At 50.8% G+C, this 17,319-nt stretch carries 11 protein-coding genes, 2 tRNA genes and 2 rRNA genes; 14 read left to right on the top strand and 1 reads right to left on the bottom strand.

The window, feature by feature from the left end; genetic code table 11:
* Positions 1 to 101: 101 nt before the first annotated feature.
* The 5 genes from ACK3CJ_RS19025 to greA all read left to right on the top strand — a co-directional run bounded on the left by ACK3CJ_RS19025 (position 102) and on the right by greA (position 8,389).
* Positions 102 to 2,995 (top strand): 23S ribosomal RNA (locus tag ACK3CJ_RS19025).
* A gap of 140 nt (positions 2,996 to 3,135) precedes the next feature.
* Positions 3,136 to 3,251: ribosomal RNA gene (rrf, locus tag ACK3CJ_RS19020) — 5S ribosomal RNA — on the top strand.
* Positions 3,252 to 3,520: 269 nt separating this feature from the next.
* Positions 3,521 to 4,657, top strand: coding sequence for a glutamine-hydrolyzing carbamoyl-phosphate synthase small subunit (gene carA, locus ACK3CJ_RS19015; protein ID WP_409523772.1), 1,137 nt, complete (start codon positions 3,521 to 3,523; stop codon positions 4,655 to 4,657).
* A 31-nt stretch (positions 4,658 to 4,688) separates the two neighbouring features.
* The gene (carB, locus tag ACK3CJ_RS19010) at positions 4,689 to 7,910 is read left to right on the top strand and encodes a carbamoyl-phosphate synthase large subunit (RefSeq protein WP_409523771.1); all 3,222 of its coding nucleotides are present in this window, start codon (positions 4,689 to 4,691) and stop codon (positions 7,908 to 7,910) included.
* Positions 7,907 to 8,389 carry a transcription elongation factor GreA gene (gene greA / locus ACK3CJ_RS19005; protein ID WP_409523770.1) on the top strand — a complete coding sequence of 161 codons (483 nt, stop codon included), beginning with the start codon at positions 7,907 to 7,909 and terminating at the stop codon, positions 8,387 to 8,389. The genes carB and greA overlap by 4 nt, the downstream gene beginning before the upstream one ends.
* Before the next feature lie 138 nt (positions 8,390 to 8,527).
* Here greA and ACK3CJ_RS19000 read toward each other — a convergent pair whose 3' ends face one another.
* Entirely contained in the window at positions 8,528 to 8,836 is a 309-nt protein-coding gene (locus tag ACK3CJ_RS19000) for a YhbY family RNA-binding protein (protein WP_409523769.1), read from the bottom strand.
* 516 nt (positions 8,837 to 9,352) lie between these two features.
* On the opposite strand from ACK3CJ_RS19000, the gene ftsH reads away from it, so the two are divergent.
* The 9 genes from ftsH to nusA all read left to right on the top strand — a co-directional run bounded on the left by ftsH (position 9,353) and on the right by nusA (position 17,306).
* A complete protein-coding gene (ftsH, locus tag ACK3CJ_RS18995; protein ID WP_409523768.1) occupies positions 9,353 to 11,371 on the top strand; it encodes an ATP-dependent zinc metalloprotease FtsH in 2,019 nt (672 codons plus the stop codon).
* Between the two features lie 189 nt (positions 11,372 to 11,560).
* Positions 11,561 to 12,430, top strand: a complete 870-nt coding sequence (folP, locus tag ACK3CJ_RS18990) for a dihydropteroate synthase (protein ID WP_409523767.1) — start codon at positions 11,561 to 11,563, stop codon at positions 12,428 to 12,430.
* On the top strand, positions 12,427 to 13,776 hold the full coding sequence (gene glmM, locus ACK3CJ_RS18985) for a phosphoglucosamine mutase (protein WP_409523766.1): 1,350 nt from the start codon (positions 12,427 to 12,429) through the stop codon (positions 13,774 to 13,776). Before folP ends, glmM begins: the two co-directional genes overlap by 4 nt.
* A 45-nt stretch (positions 13,777 to 13,821) precedes the next feature.
* Positions 13,822 to 14,604 (top strand): triose-phosphate isomerase, encoded by a 783-nt coding sequence (gene tpiA, locus ACK3CJ_RS18980; RefSeq protein ID WP_409523765.1) that lies wholly within the window; start codon positions 13,822 to 13,824, stop codon positions 14,602 to 14,604.
* A 4-nt stretch (positions 14,605 to 14,608) separates the two neighbouring features.
* Positions 14,609 to 14,968 (top strand): preprotein translocase subunit SecG, encoded by a 360-nt coding sequence (secG, locus tag ACK3CJ_RS18975; RefSeq protein WP_409523764.1) that lies wholly within the window; start codon positions 14,609 to 14,611, stop codon positions 14,966 to 14,968.
* An 18-nt stretch (positions 14,969 to 14,986) separates the two neighbouring features.
* Positions 14,987 to 15,072 (top strand) — tRNA-Leu (locus ACK3CJ_RS18970).
* Positions 15,073 to 15,120: 48 nt separating this feature from the next.
* A tRNA-Met gene (locus ACK3CJ_RS18965) sits at positions 15,121 to 15,197 on the top strand.
* A gap of 129 nt (positions 15,198 to 15,326) precedes the next feature.
* Positions 15,327 to 15,782, top strand: coding sequence for a ribosome maturation factor RimP (gene rimP, locus ACK3CJ_RS18960; RefSeq protein WP_409523763.1), 456 nt, complete (start codon positions 15,327 to 15,329; stop codon positions 15,780 to 15,782).
* 33 nt (positions 15,783 to 15,815) lie between these two features.
* Positions 15,816 to 17,306, top strand: coding sequence for a transcription termination factor NusA (gene nusA, locus ACK3CJ_RS18955; protein WP_409523762.1), 1,491 nt, complete (start codon positions 15,816 to 15,818; stop codon positions 17,304 to 17,306).
* Positions 17,307 to 17,319 lie beyond the last annotated feature (13 nt).

Below are 17,319 nucleotides of genomic sequence, written 5' to 3'. Positions count from 1 at the left end.
AAAGTAACAAACTTGATTGCGTTTTGTCGACGCAATACAAGCGCCAATTGGCGAATCAATCGTAATAAGCATTCAATTGAACAGACGCCTTCGGGTTATATGGTCAAGTGAATAAGCGTGCACGGTGGATGCCTTGGCAGTCAGAGGCGATGAAGGACGTGGTAGCCTGCGAAAAGCTTCGGGGAGCTGGCAAACAAGCTTTGATCCGAAGATGTCCGAATGGGGAAACCCACCTGATTTATCAGGTATCTCTTAGCTGAATACATAGGCTTAGAGAGGCGAACCCGGGGAACTGAAACATCTAAGTACCCGGAGGAAAAGAAATCAACCGAGATTCCCTAAGTAGTGGCGAGCGAACGGGGAACAGCCCTTAAGCTGCATTCGGGTTAGTGGAAGACACTGGAAAGTGTCGCCGTAGAGGGTGATAGCCCCGTACACGAAAACCTGTTTATAGTGAAAACGAGTAGGGCGGGACACGTGATATCCTGTCTGAACATGGGGGGACCATCCTCCAAGGCTAAATACTCCTGACTGACCGATAGTGAACCAGTACCGTGAGGGAAAGGCGAAAAGAACCCCTGTGAGGGGAGTGAAATAGACCCTGAAACCGTGTACGTACAAGCAGTGGGAGCGGACTTGGTTCCGTGACTGCGTACCTTTTGTATAATGGGTCAGCGACTTACTTTCAGTGGCAAGCTTAACCGAGTAGGGGAGGCGTAGGGAAACCGAGTCTTAATAGGGCGAATGAGTCGCTGGGAGTAGACCCGAAACCGGGCGATCTATCCATGGGCAGGTTGAAGGTTGAGTAACATCAACTGGAGGACCGAACCGACTACCGTTGAAAAGTTAGCGGATGACCTGTGGATCGGAGTGAAAGGCTAATCAAGCTCGGAGATAGCTGGTTCTCCTCGAAAGCTATTTAGGTAGCGCCTCATGTCTCACCTTGGGGGGTAGAGCACTGTTTCGGCTAGGGGGTCATCCCGACTTACCAACCCGATGCAAACTCCGAATACCCAAGAGTGCAATCATGGGAGACACACGGCGGGTGCTAACGTCCGTCGTGAAAAGGGAAACAACCCAGACCGCCAGCTAAGGTCCCAAAATTCTGGTTAAGTGGGAAACGATGTGGGAAGGCTCAGACAGCTAGGATGTTGGCTTAGAAGCAGCCATCATTTAAAGAAAGCGTAATAGCTCACTAGTCGAGTCGGCCTGCGCGGAAGATTTAACGGGGCTCAAACCAGATACCGAAGCTGCGGATGCTTAGATTTATCTAGGCATGGTAGAGGAGCGTTGTGTAAGCCGTTGAAGCGGAAGCCGGGAGGCACCGTGGAGGTATCACAAGTGCGAATGCTGACATAAGTAACGACAAGGGGCGTGAAAAACGCCCCCGCCGGAAGACCAAGGTTTCCTATCCAATGTTAATCAGGGTAGGGTGAGTCGGCTCCTAAGACGAGGCTGAAGAGCGTAGTCGATGGGAAACAGGTTAATATTCCTGTACCGGCTATTACTGCGATGGGGGGACGGAGAAGGCTAGGCCAGCGCGGCGATGGTAGTCCGCGTTTAAGGGTGTAGGCTGAGAGAGCAGGCAAATCCGCTCTCTTAAGGCTGAGACCTGATGACGAGACTCTTTAGAGTCGAAGTGGTTGATGCCCAGCTTCCAGGAAAAGCCTCTAAGCTTCAGGTAATAGACGACCGTACCCCAAACCGACACAGGTGGTCAGGTTGAGAATACCCAGGCGCTTGAGAGAACTCGGGTGAAGGAACTAGGCAAAATGGTACCGTAACTTCGGGAGAAGGTACGCCGCTTTTGGTGAAGGACTTGCTCCGTAAGCTGAAGGCGGTCGAAGATACCAGGTGGCTGCGACTGTTTATTAAAAACACAGCACTCTGCAAACTCGAAAGAGGACGTATAGGGTGTGACGCCTGCCCGGTGCTTGAAGGTTAATTGATGGGGTTAGCGCAAGCGAAGCTCTTGATCGAAGCCCAAGTAAACGGCGGCCGTAACTATAACGGTCCTAAGGTAGCGAAATTCCTTGTCGGGTAAGTTCCGACCTGCACGAATGGCGTAACGATGGCCACACTGTCTCCACCCGAGACTCAGTGAAATTGAACTCGCTGTGAAGATGCAGCGTACCCGCGGCTAGACGGAAAGACCCCGTGAACCTTTACTATAGCTTCACAGTGGACTTTGACATTACTTGTGTAGGATAGCTGGGAGGCTTTGAAGCGTGGACGCCAGTTCATGTGGAGCCAATCTTGAAATACCAGCCTGGTACTGTTGAGGTTCTAACTCAGGTCCTTTATCGGGATCGAGGACATTGTGTGGTGGGTAGTTTGACTGGGGCGGTCTCCTCCCAAAGAGTAACGGAGGAGCACGAAGGTACCCTCAGGCTGGTCGGAAATCAGCCAATGAGCGCAAGAGTAGAAGGGTGCTTGACTGCGAGACAGACACGTCGAGCAGGTGCGAAAGCAGGTTCTAGTGATCCGGTGGTTCTGTATGGAAGGGCCATCGCTCAACGGATAAAAGGTACTCCGGGGATAACAGGCTGATACCGCCCAAGAGTTCACATCGACGGCGGTGTTTGGCACCTCGATGTCGGCTCATCACATCCTGGGGCTGAAGCCGGTCCCAAGGGTATGGCTGTTCGCCATTTAAAGTGGTACGCGAGCTGGGTTTAGAACGTCGTGAGACAGTTCGGTCCCTATCTGCCGTGGGCGTTTGAGATTTGAGAAGAGTTGCTCCTAGTACGAGAGGACCGGAGTGAACGAACCTCTGGTGTTCCGGTTGTCACGCCAGTGGCATTGCCGGGTAGCTACGTTCGGACAGGATAACCGCTGAAAGCATCTAAGCGGGAAGCCCCCTTCAAGATGAGATCTCACTGGACCTTTAAGGTCCCTGAAGAGCCGTCCGAGACCAGGACGTTGATAGGCAGGGTGTGTAAGCGTTGTAAGGCGTTGAGCTAACCTGTACTAATGGCTCGTGAGGCTTGACCATATAACGCCGAAGGCGTTTGGTTGAATGCTGGAGATTGATTGTAAGACAGCTGATTGAGCTTGTGTTGTACGACAAGAATTACGGCAAGTAGTAAGAGACGCATCAAGTACAGACTTCAGATCCCGGTTGTTCCAGTTTTGTCTGGCGACCATAGAGACGTGGCACCACCTGATCCCATACCGAACTCAGAAGTGAAACGCGTCATCGCCGATGGTAGTGTGGGGTCTCCCCATGCGAGAGTAGGTCATCGCCAGGCACTTAATACCGCAGCCCCCGGTCTCTTCGAGATCGGGGGTTTTTGCGTTTGTAACCAGACGCGTAGGGCTGATCTATTATCCTGTTCTGTTGGACAGATTAAGGTTGATCGTCTAGAATACAGCAGGTTTGGCAGCTACGTTTTTGTCTTGTCCAAATTATCCTGAATTTTATAAGAAAGCGAGGCAGGCCTCAGGTCGAGTCTCGCTTTTTTGCAACCAAAATTCACATCAGATCAGTTTACAGCAGCGCATATGCGGGGAGGTTCAATTGACGCGACCAGCCATTCTTGCCCTTGAAGATGGTAGTGTATTCAGGGGTGTTGCGATTGGCGCCGATGGAGAGTCAAGTGGTGAAGTGGTATTCAACACCTCGATGACGGGCTATCAGGAGATTCTGACCGATCCATCTTACTGTCGCCAGATTGTGACACTGACCTATCCTCACATCGGGAATACTGGTGTGAATCAAGAGGATGCAGAGTCAGCGCAGGTCTGGGTTTCGGGTCTTGTAATTCGTGACCTGCCTCTTACGGCCAGCAATTTTCGCTCAGAGCAGTCCCTGTCTGACTATCTGAAGGCCAATCATATTGTTGCTATTGCTGACATAGATACACGTCGTCTGACCCGTATCCTGCGCGAAAAAGGTGCGCAGAATGGCTGCATCATTGCAGGTGCTGTCGATGAAGCGCGCGCGCTTGAGTTGGCCAGATCTTTTCCTGGCCTCAAGGGTATGGATCTTGCGAAAGAGGTTTCCTCGAAAGAGTCATATCAGTGGCGTTCCAGTAGCTGGGAGTTAGGGGTAGGTCATACTGAACGTGCAGATGAAGATCTGCCTTTCCATGTCGTGGCATTTGATTATGGCGTGAAGCAGAACATTCTGCGCATGCTGGTTGATCGTGGCTGCCGCTTGACGGTTGTGCCTGCTCAAACGCCTGCATCTGAAGTGTTGGCTCTGAATCCTGATGGCGTCTTTTTGTCTAACGGTCCAGGCGACCCAGAGCCCTGTGATTATGCAATAAAGGCGATATCCGACATTCTACTGACTGAAATCCCCGTGTTTGGTATCTGTCTGGGTCATCAGCTGCTCGCTCTGGCATCCGGTGCCACAACTGAGAAGATGAAGTTCGGCCATCATGGTGCCAACCATCCGGTGCAGGATCTGGCTACTGGCAGGGTGATGATCACCAGTCAGAACCATGGCTTTGCCGTATCGGAATCCAGCTTGCCTGATAATCTGCGTGCAACACACAAATCTCTGTTTGATCACTCTCTACAGGGAATTGAAAGAACAGATAAAGCTGCGTTCAGCTTCCAGGGACACCCTGAAGCAAGTCCGGGACCGCGCGATGTTGCGCCCCTGTTTGATCGCTTTATTGACCTGATGCGTGCCGCCAAGAACGCGTGAATGTGAACGAGAGACAACTGGTTAGAAACTGATGCCAAAACGTACAGATATACAAAGTATTCTGATTCTGGGAGCTGGCCCGATCGTTATCGGTCAGGCTTGTGAGTTTGACTATTCAGGTGCTCAAGCCTGTAAGGCTCTGAAAGAAGAGGGCTTTCGCGTTATTCTTGTCAACTCAAATCCAGCCACGATCATGACTGATCCATCAATGGCGGATGCGACCTATATCGAGCCGATAAACTGGCGCACGGTTGCTAAGATTATCGAGAAGGAGCGCCCTGATGCTGTGCTTCCTACCATGGGTGGTCAGACTGCATTGAACTGCGCTCTTGATCTGAGTCGTGAAGGCATTCTTGATAAGTATGATGTAGAGCTTATCGGTGCGACTCAGGATGCCATCGATAAGGCTGAGGATCGTGAACGCTTCGATAAAGCGATGAAGAATATCGGCCTTGCCTGCCCACGCTCTGCGATTGCGCATAGTATGGAAGAGGCTCTTCAGGTGATGGATAGCATCGGTTTCCCGGCTATCATTCGCCCATCTTTTACCATGGGTGGTTCAGGTGGAGGGATTGCATACAATCGTGAAGAGTTTATCGAGATCTGTGAGCGTGGACTGGATCTGTCGCCGACCAGTGAGTTGCTTATTGATGAATCACTGATCGGTTGGAAAGAGTATGAGATGGAAGTTGTTCGTGATAAGAACGACAACTGCATCATCATCTGTGCGATCGAAAACTTTGATGCGATGGGTGTTCACACGGGTGACAGCATCACGGTTGCTCCGGCTCAGACTCTGACAGATAAAGAATACCAGATCATGCGCGATGCCTCGATTGCTGTGCTGCGTGAGATTGGTGTTGAAACAGGTGGTTCAAACGTGCAGTTTGGTGTCGATCCAGAAACGGGTCGCATGGTTGTTATCGAGATGAACCCGCGTGTATCGCGCTCATCTGCCCTCGCATCCAAAGCAACAGGTTTCCCGATTGCCAAAGTGGCTGCAAAACTGGCGGTTGGCTATACCCTTGATGAACTGCAGAATGATATTACCGGTGGTCGTACTCCGGCATCTTTTGAGCCGGCGATTGACTATGTCGTTACCAAAATTCCGCGCTTCACCTTTGAAAAATTCCCACAGGCCAATGATCGTCTGACCACACAGATGAAATCTGTAGGCGAGGTGATGGCTATTGGTCGCACTTTCCAGGAGTCCCTGCAAAAAGCATTGCGCGGTCTTGAGGTGGGCGTCTGCGGTCTGGATTCTGTGATAGAACTGGATGCGGAAGATGCACGCAGTGATATCCTGCGTGAATTGCAGCAACCAGGTGCGGAGCGTATCTGGTATGTTGGTGATGCGTTCCGTGCCGGTATGTCAGTTGACGAGATTTATAAGTACTCAGGTATTGATCCCTGGTTCCTGGTACAGATTCAGGACTTGATTGCTGAAGAGCAAACGGTTCAAACGATGGCGATGACTGATGTCACACAGGATCACTTGTACCGTCTGAAGCGCAAGGGCTTCTCTGACGCCCGGCTGGCTACATTGCTCGGTATCAGCGAAAAGCAGGTTCGCAAGTATCGTCATGGTTTCGGTATGCGCCCTGTATACAAGCGTGTTGATACCTGTGCAGCTGAATTTGCCACAGATACTGCTTATATGTATTCCACCTATGAAGAGGAGTGCGAATCGGCTCCTTCTTCACGTGATAAAATCATGGTTATCGGTGGTGGTCCTAACCGTATAGGTCAGGGTATTGAGTTCGACTATTGCTGCGTTCACGCCGCTCTTGCTGCGCGGGAAGATGGTTTTGAAACCATCATGGTAAACTGTAATCCGGAAACGGTGTCAACAGACTATGACACCTCTGACCGTCTTTATTTTGAGTCGATTACTCTGGAAGATGTGTTGGAGATTGTACACGTTGAGCAGCCGAAAGGTGTCATTGTGCAGTACGGTGGACAGACGCCTCTGAAGCTCGCTGTCGCGCTCGAACAGGCTGGGGTGCCAATTATCGGCACGTCTCCTGAAGCCATTGATCGTGCAGAAGATCGCGAACAGTTTCAGCAGATGCTGCAGCGTCTGGGTCTTAAGCAGCCTGAAAATGCGACAGTGCGTAGCCTTGAAGAGGCGGTAATTGCGGCTGAAAAAATCGGCTATCCCCTGGTGGTGCGGCCTTCTTATGTACTCGGTGGTCGCGCCATGGAGATCGTGTACAAGGAATCTGAGCTCCGCCAGTACATGAAGACTGCGGTTCAGGTGTCAAATGATGCACCGGTTTTGCTGGATCACTTCCTGAATGCTGCCGTTGAAGTGGATATTGATGCTATCTGCGATGGAGAGATCGTAGTGATAGGCGCAATCATGCAGCATATCGAGCAAGCGGGTGTTCACTCAGGTGACTCTGCGTGTTCATTGCCGCCATATAGCCTGCCCGCGCATGTACAGGATGAAATGCGTGAGATGGTACGCAAGATGGCACTGGAACTGGGTGTTGTCGGGCTAATGAACGTTCAGCTGGCATATCAGGATGGCGAAAATTATGTCATCGAAGTCAACCCGCGTGCATCGCGTACGGTGCCATTCGTATCTAAATGTATCGGTGTTTCGCTAGCTAAAATTGCGGCCTTGGTCATGACGGGTAAAACCCTGACAGAGCTTGGTTTTACTGAAGAGATAGTGCCATCTTTCTTCAGCGTCAAGGAGGCTGTCTTCCCGTTCAATAAGTTCCAGGGGGTCGATCCCATTCTTGGTCCTGAAATGAAGTCTACCGGTGAAGTAATGGGTGTTGGTACCACTTTTGGTGAGGCCTTCATGAAGGCTCAACTGGGTGCTGGTGAAAGAATGCCTGTTCCCGGCAAGGCCTTTATTTCTGTCCGCGATGTGGATAAGGCAGCTGTAGTGAGTATTGCGCAGGACCTCGTTGGGCTGGGCTTCAGTATCATTGCGACTGCAGGAACCGCTGCACTGCTTGAGAGCGAGGGGCTGGTGGTTGAGCGAGTCAATAAAGTAATGGAAGGCCGCCCGAATATCGTTGACTTGATGAAAAATGGGGATATCGCCTATGTCATCAATACGACTGAGGGGCGTAAAGCGATAGCTGATTCAGCAGCTATACGCCGTGCTGCCTTGCAGCATAAAGTGCCCTATACCACAACACTTGCCGGTGCCGCTGCTATTGCAGAGGCACTGAAGTTCGGTGAAGAAAAAATCGTAAGGCGCTTGCAGGATCTGCACGCAGGAGTAACAGCATGAGCCGTGTACCTATGACCGTTGCCGGAGAGCAGACGTTGCGCAATGAACTTGACAGGCTGAAGTCTGTTGAGCGCCCTAAGGTGATTGCATCCATTGCAGAAGCGCGAGCGCACGGCGATCTTAAGGAAAACGCCGAGTATCATGCGGCAAGAGAGCAGCAGGGTTTTATCGAGGCGCGTATTCGAGATATCGAGTATAAGCTCTCACATGCTCAGATTATTGATGTCGCGTCGATTCCGCATACCGGAAAGGTGATCTTCGGCGTTACAGTCGAGTTGGTGAATCTGGAAACAGATGAAGAGGTCAGCTATCGGATAGTCGGTGATGATGAGTCTGATATCAAACAGCGTAAGATCTCAATCAACTCACCTATTGCACGTTCACTGATCGGCAAGGATGAGGGTGATGTGATTACGGTTGAAACACCGGCTGGTGTCATAGAGTATGAGCTGCTGAGGGTTCAGCACCTGGCTGACTGATTGAAACCACCCGCTCTTCCTTTCTTACGAAGTGGCGGGCGGGTGGTCTCATAGAAGTCTGGAGGTCGTTGTAATAACTCTTGCCGCAGCAGCTGTTGTACTCATGGTCACAGCCACAGTTGCATGAGTTGTTACAAATCAGGAAGGACGCAGTAGATTGGACAGCTTAGGGTTAGGGTCTTTGGCTGCACGATAAACCAGTGCAATATTTCCAATGACCTGAACGGCTTCGGCTTCGACGATCTCACAGAGCTCGTTGATCAGCTTGCGCTTCAACTCCCTGTCACCTACCGTGAACCTTACCTTGATCAGCTCATGGTCTTCCAGGGCGCGATCAACTTCCAGTTGGATGTTTTCAGTCAGGCCATTGCCGGCGATCATGACGATCGGGTTAAGGCGATGACCAATCGTTCTGAACTGTTTCTTTTGTTCGGGCGTCAAGCTCATACTAGAATGTGTGTCTCATCAGTGGGGGCTGAGGCCCCGGTTGCTTATAAAAAGGTATTTTACCTGACTGTGCTCTGACAGAGTAGCGCAACCTTGAGATTGATTGTCGCAGTTTGTGTTTCTGCGCTGTGGAACGTTTCAGTGATCGATACGTCCAATGTCCGAAAGCTTCAGGAACTCGAGTATTGATTCGAGCCCTTGTAATTCCGGATATGATACCCAATATGTATGTTGATGTCGTATATCTGCCTGCATGGGGGCGACAAGTGATTTTTCTTAGTAACAGGATGTTGCTGATGATGTGTTCAGTCGATAGAGTTGATCTTCGAATGCTGATGATACGTAGCAGTAACATGAAGCGAGTGGGCTTCTGGCTTAAGCATGGAGTCTCTTGAAGGCTCTTGGGGTTGAATAAAGTAGCCGACTGAAAGTGTCGGGAGATAGCCAGGGCTGTGTTAATATGCCGACACAGCGGGCACAGAAATGGTTTTAACTGAGGATGATCCTTTGAACGATATGGCTAAGAATTTGGTGTTGTGGTTGGTGATTGCCGCTGTCCTGCTGACAGTATTCAACAACTTCAGCACAGAACCTGAGACTCGCAAACTTCAGTACTCGGAGTTTGTGGCTGAAGTGCAGGCCGGCCGCGTGTCCAAGGTCGTCATAGATGGTTTTACCATTAGCGGTCAGCGTAATACCGGGGAAACATTTGTTACCATCAGGCCTGCGGTTCAGGATCCCAAGCTTATTGATGACTTGTTGGCTGCTAATGTCGAGATCGAAGGCAAGCAGCCCGAAGGGCAGAGTTTGTGGACTCAGTTGCTGGTTGCCGCCTTCCCGATTCTGATTATTATCGCTATTTTCATGTTTTTCATGCGTCAGATGCAGGGCGGTGCCGGAGGCAAGGGCGGTCCCATGTCGTTTGGTAAGTCCAAAGCACGCATGATGAGTGAAGATCAGATTAAAACCACATTCGATGATGTGGCCGGTGTTGAAGAGGCTAAAGAAGAGGTCAGAGAACTGGTCGATTACCTGCGGGATCCCGGGAAGTTCCAGCGCTTGGGAGGACATATTCCTCGTGGCGTGTTGATGGCTGGTTCTCCCGGCACCGGTAAGACTCTGCTTGCAAAAGCTATTGCAGGTGAGGCAAAGGTACCGTTTTTCAGTATCTCCGGTTCTGACTTTGTCGAGATGTTCGTCGGTGTGGGTGCGTCGCGTGTGCGTGACATGTTTGATCAGGCCAAAAAGCACTCTCCTTGTATTATTTTTATCGACGAGATAGATGCTGTCGGTCGTAGTCGTGGTGTGGGGTTGGGTGGTGGTAATGATGAGCGCGAGCAGACCCTTAACCAGCTGTTGGTAGAGATGGATGGTTTTGAAGGTACCGAAGGCGTTATCGTTATTGCGGCCACTAACCGTCCAGATGTTCTGGACCCAGCGTTGCTGCGCCCGGGGCGTTTCGACAGGCAGGTTCATGTCGGCTTGCCCGATATACGTGGGCGAGACCAGATACTTAAAGTTCATATGCGTAAGGTCCCACTGGGTACGGATGTCAGATCTGATCTGATTGCTCGTGGTACCCCCGGATTCTCTGGTGCGGATCTGGCAAACCTCGTGAATGAGGCTGCACTCTTTGCGGCGCGTAACAGCAAACGTACGGTCGGTATGGAAGAGTTCGAAAAGGCCAAGGATAAGATCATGATGGGTGCTGAGCGCAAATCCATGGTCATGTCCTATAAGGAGCGCTTGAATACTGCGTATCATGAATCAGGCCATGCGATCGTGGGTCGTCTGATGCCGGAGCATGATCCTGTCTATAAAGTTTCAATTATCCCACGTGGTCGTGCATTGGGCGTGACTATGTTCCTGCCGGCTGAGGATCGCTACAGCTTCAGTAAGCAGGGTATTCTTTCTCAGATCTGCTCACTCTATGGTGGTCGTATCGCAGAAGAGATGACGTTGGGTAAAGATGGTGTGACGACAGGTGCATCCAATGATATCCAGCGCGCAACGACTCTTGCGCGAAATATGGTGACTAAGTGGGGTTTGAGTGAAAAGCTGGGGCCGCTGCTTTATGCCGATGAAGATGATGATCCATTTGGTCGTGGTATGGGTGGTGGAGCAAAAGCCAAAGCTGAAGACACTCAGCGTCTGATTGATGAAGAGGTCAGGCAGATTATTGATGATTGTTACCGCAAGGCTTATCAGTTGCTTGAGGAGAATCGTGATATTCTGGAATCAATGACTCAGGCGCTGATGAAGTATGAGACTATCGGCTCCAAGCAGCTTGATGAGTTGATGGAGCGCAGTGAAGTCTCCCCGCCTGAAGGATGGGTAGAGGCTCAGGAGCGAAATGAGCAGCAGGCAGCGTCTGAATCAGCTCGTACTGAGGAGTCAGCTTCTGATGCTGATGAAGATGTAGATACTGGCGGAGATGCGGGTTCGGATGGAGATGCTGACCATGCGGACGGTTCAGATTACGATGATGATGACTCTGTTGATGGTCAGACTGATATCCGGCCGGATCGTCATTGAAGCGAGTAGGCTTCCTCTTTGTAGTGAAGCCTGCATATATGGTCTGAGCAAAAAGTATTTACAAATAGTATAAGCGGAAAAGCTGGCTCCTGAGTCGGCTTTTTTATTGTTATACCTTTACATGGTCGGATCAGGCTTCTGAATTTATACCGGGATATTGCTTTCGGGCATGCGTTTGTGGAGTGAATAGTGCGTAATACAATACAGTGTGGCACAAGGGTTCTGGATAGGAATCCTGACCTTTCCTATGTCATGGGTGTTTTGAATATCACGCCTGATTCGTTTTCTGATGCCGGGCGCTTTTATCAGGATCATGCTCCTGCATTTGAGATCGCGTTTCGACAGGCCTGTGAAATGGTCGAGCAGGGTGCTGCGATTCTCGATGTTGGCGGCGAGTCTACTCGCCCGGGTGCTGCATCGGTATCTCTGCAGGAGGAGCAAGATCGCGTGCTGCCAATGGTGGAGCGTATCGGGCGTGAATTGGATGTAATTGTATCGGTAGATACCAGTCGACCTGAGATTATGCGTGAAGCCGCGAGTCTGGGGGCGGGGATGATTAATGATGTCCGTTCACTGGGCATGGAAGGGGCGCTTCAGGCCGCTGCAGAGACGGGGTTGTCGGTTTGTCTTATGCATATGCAGGGTAGTCCTGCCACCATGCAGCTTGCCCCGGCTTATGCCAACGTTGTCAGTGAAGTGTGTGATTTTCTGATACAGCAGACGGAGCATTGTATTCAGGCTGGTATTGATAGGGATAAAATATTGCTTGATCCGGGTTTTGGTTTTGGAAAAAGCCTGCAGCATAATCTATACCTCTTGCAGCAACTGCAGGAGGTGGTAGCGCTTGGCTATCCGGTGCTGGCCGGCCTGTCTCGCAAAAGTATGCTTGGCGGTATAACCGGGCAACCGGTCGAGCAGCGTCTTGCGGCAAGTGTTGCGGCGGCCCTGTTGGCAGCTCAGGCTGGGGCAATGATTATTCGTGTACATGATGTGGTCGAGACGGTTGATGCATTAAAGGTCTTGCGGGCGGTCCGTGATGTTAAAGAGGATTCGGTATGACAAAAGCTTTTTTTGGCACGGATGGCATACGTGGTGAGGTGGGCCTTTATCCGATAACCCCTGATTTCATGCTTAAGCTGGGGTGGGCTGCAGGTTGTGTTTTCGCACGTGGTGGACGCAGCAAAATCGTTATTGGTAAAGATACGCGGATTTCTGGATATATGTTTGAATCGGCGCTGGAGGCGGGGCTTTCGGCTGCTGGAGTTGATGTCATGTTAACCGGGCCTATGCCTACGCCTGCGATTGCTTATCTGACGCGTACTTTCAGGGCGGAAGCGGGAATAGTCATCAGTGCCTCACATAATCCTTTCCAGGATAATGGAATCAAGTTTTTTTCCGCTGCCGGGACCAAGTTGCCAGATGCGGTCGAATTAGCTATTGAAGAACAGCTACAGTCAGATATGAGCTGTGTTTCATCTGCAGAGCTGGGTAAAGCCTGGCGCATAGATGATGCCGCAGGACGCTATATTGAGTTCTGTAAGGGGACAATTTCGGGCCATCTCAGCTTGCGAGGCATGCGCATTGTGCTCGACTGTGCCAATGGTGCGACCTATCACGTTGCCCCGAATGTATTCGAGGAGCTGGGTGCGCAGGTCATTGAGATTGCCTCTGCACCTGATGGTGTCAACATCAACGAGTCCTGTGGTGCAACAGATGTGAAGCGCTTGCAGAAGGTTGTTCTGGCCGAAGGGGCTGATCTCGGTGTTGCTCTGGATGGTGATGGTGATCGTCTGATTATGGTTGATCATCGGGGTGAAACCGTCGATGGAGATGAGATTCTCTTTATCATCGCTAATGCCATGAAATCGCAGGGGCTGCTCTCTGGAGGTGTTGTCGGCACCTTGATGTCGAACTATGGTCTGGAGCAGGCGTTTGCTCGGGCAGACATTCCATTTGTCAGGGCGCGTGTCGGTGATCGTTATGTCATGGAGCAGCTTGCTGACCGTGGCTGGGTGCTGGGAGGGGAGGGTTCAGGTCATATCGTTTGCGGGCATCTGACAACAACAGGAGATGGCATCATTGCTGCCTTGCAGGTACTCAAGGCAATGAAAGATTCGGAGCTGTCCTTGTCTGAATTGAGGCAGGGTATGCAGAAACTGCCCCAGGTGATGATCAATGTCAGGACACCCAGGGATGTATCGCTGGCTGGAAATGCCGAGATAGATGCTGCAGTTCGTCGGGTTGAAGGTGTTCTTGCTGCAAGTGGGCGCGTATTATTGCGCCCGTCAGGTACTGAGCCGTTGATTCGGGTCATGGTGGAAGGTGAAGATGGTGAGCTGGTACGCAGTCTGTGTCAGGAACTGTCTGAAGATGTAGAAAAAGCGCTTTCTACACTTGTATCTTGAGGTGCACTCAGTTAAGATTTGCGCCTCTTTTGAGAGGGCGAGCGAATGCGAAAAGCTCTGGTAGCAGCAAACTGGAAAATGAATGGACGCAGATCGGCAAATGAGCAGCTGATCAGCGCTTTGGTATCCGGTGCTGAGCAGGCGGGCGCAGGCGTAGTTGATATAGTTGTATGTCCTCCCGCTGTTTATCTGGCAGATGTTCGACAGAGGTTGGCAGGATCGCTTATAGAGCTTGGCGCTCAGAATGTTTCATCAGAAAAAGCCGATGGCGCTTATACTGGCGAATGTTCAGCTCAAATGTTTCAGGATGCAGGTTGCTCATGGGTTCTTATAGGACACTCTGAACGTCGTGCAAGATACGGTGAAACAGAAGAGGTGGTCGCTGCAAAGTTGCTTGCTGCACTTGATGCGGGTCTGAATCCTGTTTTATGTGTCGGTGAGACGCTTGAGCAAAGACAGGCTGGTAAGCTTGTTGAAGTTGTATCCAGTCAGGTGGTAAGTGCTTTATCTACCCTCTCTGTTGATGCATTGAGCAAAGTTGTTGTAGCCTATGAGCCGGTATGGGCTATTGGTACTGGTTTGACTGCATCGCCGGATCAGGCGCAAGAAGTGCATGCCATGATAAGGGCGGTGGTCGCAGAGTTTGCTGGTAAAGATTCGGCTCAAAAAATGAGAATTCTTTACGGTGGCAGCGTCAATGCCACGAATGCTGAGTCGATATTTGCTCAGCCTGATATTGACGGTGGTTTGGTAGGTGGGGCCTCTTTGAAGGCTGAAGAATTTTTGGCAATCTGCCGTGCGTCGGCAGATCTGGCTGCGGTTGGTTGAGATAATGGAAACAGTCATTCTGGTTGTACATGTGTTGCTGGCGGCAGCAATCATCGCACTTGTTCTGCTTCAGCAGGGCAAGGGTGCTGAAGCGGGAGCCTCCTTCGGGGGTGGCGCGTCGCAAACAGTATTTGGAAGCCGAGGCTCAGGAAATTTTCTGGGTAAACTAACTGCGCTTTTTGCGGCGATTTTGTTCGCAACAAGTTTTGGTCTGGCTTTTTTTGCCAAGGAGAGGGCAAGTAGCGTTTTTGATGCGGGTATCCCTTCTGCAACTCTCATTGAGTCTGCGGCAGAGCGAGTTGAAGAGTTGCCAGCGCTGGAAGTGCAGCGCTCAAATGATAGCGATATCCCTACAGCTCAGTAGAAAGAGTTTTAAAGTTTAGCCGAAGTGGTGAAATTGGTAGACACGCCATCTTGAGGGGGTGGTGAGCATAGCTCGTGCCGGTTCGAGTCCGGCCTTCGGCACCAAGTTGTAAACCGGGCGGGTGTTATATACAATATTGCACCTGTTTCTGATGCGGGGTGGAGCAGTCTGGTAGCTCGTCGGGCTCATAACCCGAAGGTCGTTGGTTCAAATCCAGCCCCCGCTACCAACCATTGTGTTGTTGAAAGAGCCCCTTTTCAGGGGCTTTTTCGTACATAAAACAAGGCTATATGCTTGTCAGAAATGGGTCCGGTAGTGACCCATTTTTTGTTTGGGCAGCAGTCAGGCGAGGTAATACGTGTCAGTAAAGCTGAAACAGCTTGAAGATCTGATCTCTCCTACAGTGACCTCTCTGGGGTTCGATCTGTGGGGGATCGAGTATCATGCAGCAGGAAAGAACAGTACGCTGCGGATTTTTATTGAAAGTCCGAATGGCATCACGGTTGATGATTGTGCTGCGGTCAGTCATCAGGTCAGTGCAGTCATGGATGTGGAAGATCCGATTAAAGAGCACTATTTTCTTGAGGTATCATCGCCGGGTATGGACCGCCCGCTGTTTACTCTTGAGCAGTTCAAGGCTTATGTGGGACACATAATTAATATTCGATTGCGCGTGCCATTTGATGGCAGGCGCAAATTCAAGGGGCTCCTCAATGGCGTTGAGGGTGACGAGATACTTCTTGTGATCGACAGCGAAGAGTATGTGCTGCCGATTGACTATATAGATCGCGCCAATGTAGTGCCCCAGGTGTAAAAAATTACAGATGTTTTCAGGCGAGGCAGTGGTATGAATAAAGAGATTCTTCTGGTTGCTGAAGCGGTTTCCAATGAGAAAGATGTACCCAAGGGTGTCATCTTTGAAGCTATTGAAGTGGCATTGGCAACGGCAACTAAAAAGCGCTACGACGAAGAGGCGGATATTCGCGTGTCCATCGACCGTTTAACGGGGGATTATGATACTTTCCGTCGCTGGAAGGTGGTGGACAATGACCAGGTGGCTGAGCTGGGAACAGAGCTGACGTTACAGGAAGCGCATGATATAGATTCAGCGCTTCAGCCAGGCGATATACATGAAGAAAAGATTGATTCTGTAGTGTTTGGGCGTATTGCTGCCCAGACTGCCAAGCAGGTTATTGTTCAGAAGGTGCGAGAAGCTGAACGTGCCAAGGTTGTGGAACAGTATAAAGATCGCGTCGGTGAGTTGGTTGCCGGTACGGTTAAAAAAGTGACACGAGATAGTGTTATCATAGACCTCGGTAACAACGCTGAAGCGCTGCTTGCACGTGAACACCTGATCGGGCGTGAAAGCTTCCGCATGGGTGATCGAGTCCGTGCGGTGCTGGTTGAAGTCAGAAGCGAAGGACGTGGTCCTCAGTTGATTTTGAGTCGCACCAGTTCGGAAATGCTGGTTGAGCTTTTCCGTCTGGAGGTCCCGGAGATCTCTGAAGAGGTTATCGAGATACGTGCAGCAGCGCGTGAGCCTGGTATCAGAGCCAAGATTGCCGTTAAAACCAATGATGGTCGTATTGATCCTGTCGGCGCTTGTGTCGGCATGCGTGGTTCACGTGTGCAGGCTGTATCCACCGAGCTGGGTGGCGAACGTGTCGATATCATCCTCTGGGATGATAATGCAGCGCAACTCGTGATCAATGCCATGGCACCTGCAGAAGTGGCGTCAATCGTTATTGATGAAGACAGTCATTCGATGGATGTTGCTGTTGCTGAAGAAGCGCTGGCAATGGCTATCGGTCGTAACGGTCAGAATGTCAAGCTGGCCAGCGAACTGACCGGCTGGAATCTCAATGTCATGAGTGAAGCTGAAGCCGAAGCGAAGCAACAATCTGAAGTTGGCGGCGTAGTTGAGAACTTCATCAAGTATCTGGATATCGATGAGGATCTTGCAGCTATTCTGGTTGATGAGGGCTTTACCTCTTTGGAAGAGGTAGCTTACGTACCGGTCGATGAGATGCTGGAAATCGAAGATTTCGATGAAGATCTGGTTGAAACGCTCCGTGCTCGTGCAAAGGATGCTTTGTTGAACCTGGCGATTGCCAGTGAAGAGCAGCTTGGTGATGCCCAACCGGCAGATGATCTGCTGGAGATGGATGGCATGGATCGTGCGCTTGCTTTTCAGCTGGCCGCTCAGGGCGTGGTTACTATGGAAGATCTCGCAGAACAGTCTGTCGATGATCTTGTGGATATTGAAGGGCTCGACGAAGAGCGTGCTGCGCAGTTGATTATGACCGCGCGTGCACCTTGGTTCGCCGACGAACAGTAAAGTCAACGGAGAA

The organism is Nitrincola salilacus (assembly GCF_046271865.1).
Classification (GTDB): domain Bacteria; phylum Pseudomonadota; class Gammaproteobacteria; order Pseudomonadales; family Balneatricaceae; genus Nitrincola; species Nitrincola salilacus.
Note: the sequence above shows the minus strand (reverse complement) of the source record. Positions and strands in the feature narration are given on the sequence as shown.

Coding starts and splice junctions, on each gene's coding strand:
- carB (WP_409523771.1), top strand. CDS start 4,689: ATGCCAAAACGTACAGATATACAAAGTATTCTGATTCTGGGAGCTGGC.
- greA (WP_409523770.1), top strand. CDS start 7,907: ATGAGCCGTGTACCTATGACCGTTGCCGGAGAGCAGACGTTGCGCAAT.
- ACK3CJ_RS19000 (WP_409523769.1), bottom strand. CDS start 8,836: ATGAGCTTGACGCCCGAACAAAAGAAACAGTTCAGAACGATTGGTCAT.
- ftsH (WP_409523768.1), top strand. CDS start 9,353: ATGGCTAAGAATTTGGTGTTGTGGTTGGTGATTGCCGCTGTCCTGCTG.
- glmM (WP_409523766.1), top strand. CDS start 12,427: ATGACAAAAGCTTTTTTTGGCACGGATGGCATACGTGGTGAGGTGGGC.
- tpiA (WP_409523765.1), top strand. CDS start 13,822: ATGCGAAAAGCTCTGGTAGCAGCAAACTGGAAAATGAATGGACGCAGA.
- secG (WP_409523764.1), top strand. CDS start 14,609: ATGGAAACAGTCATTCTGGTTGTACATGTGTTGCTGGCGGCAGCAATC.
- nusA (WP_409523762.1), top strand. CDS start 15,816: ATGAATAAAGAGATTCTTCTGGTTGCTGAAGCGGTTTCCAATGAGAAA.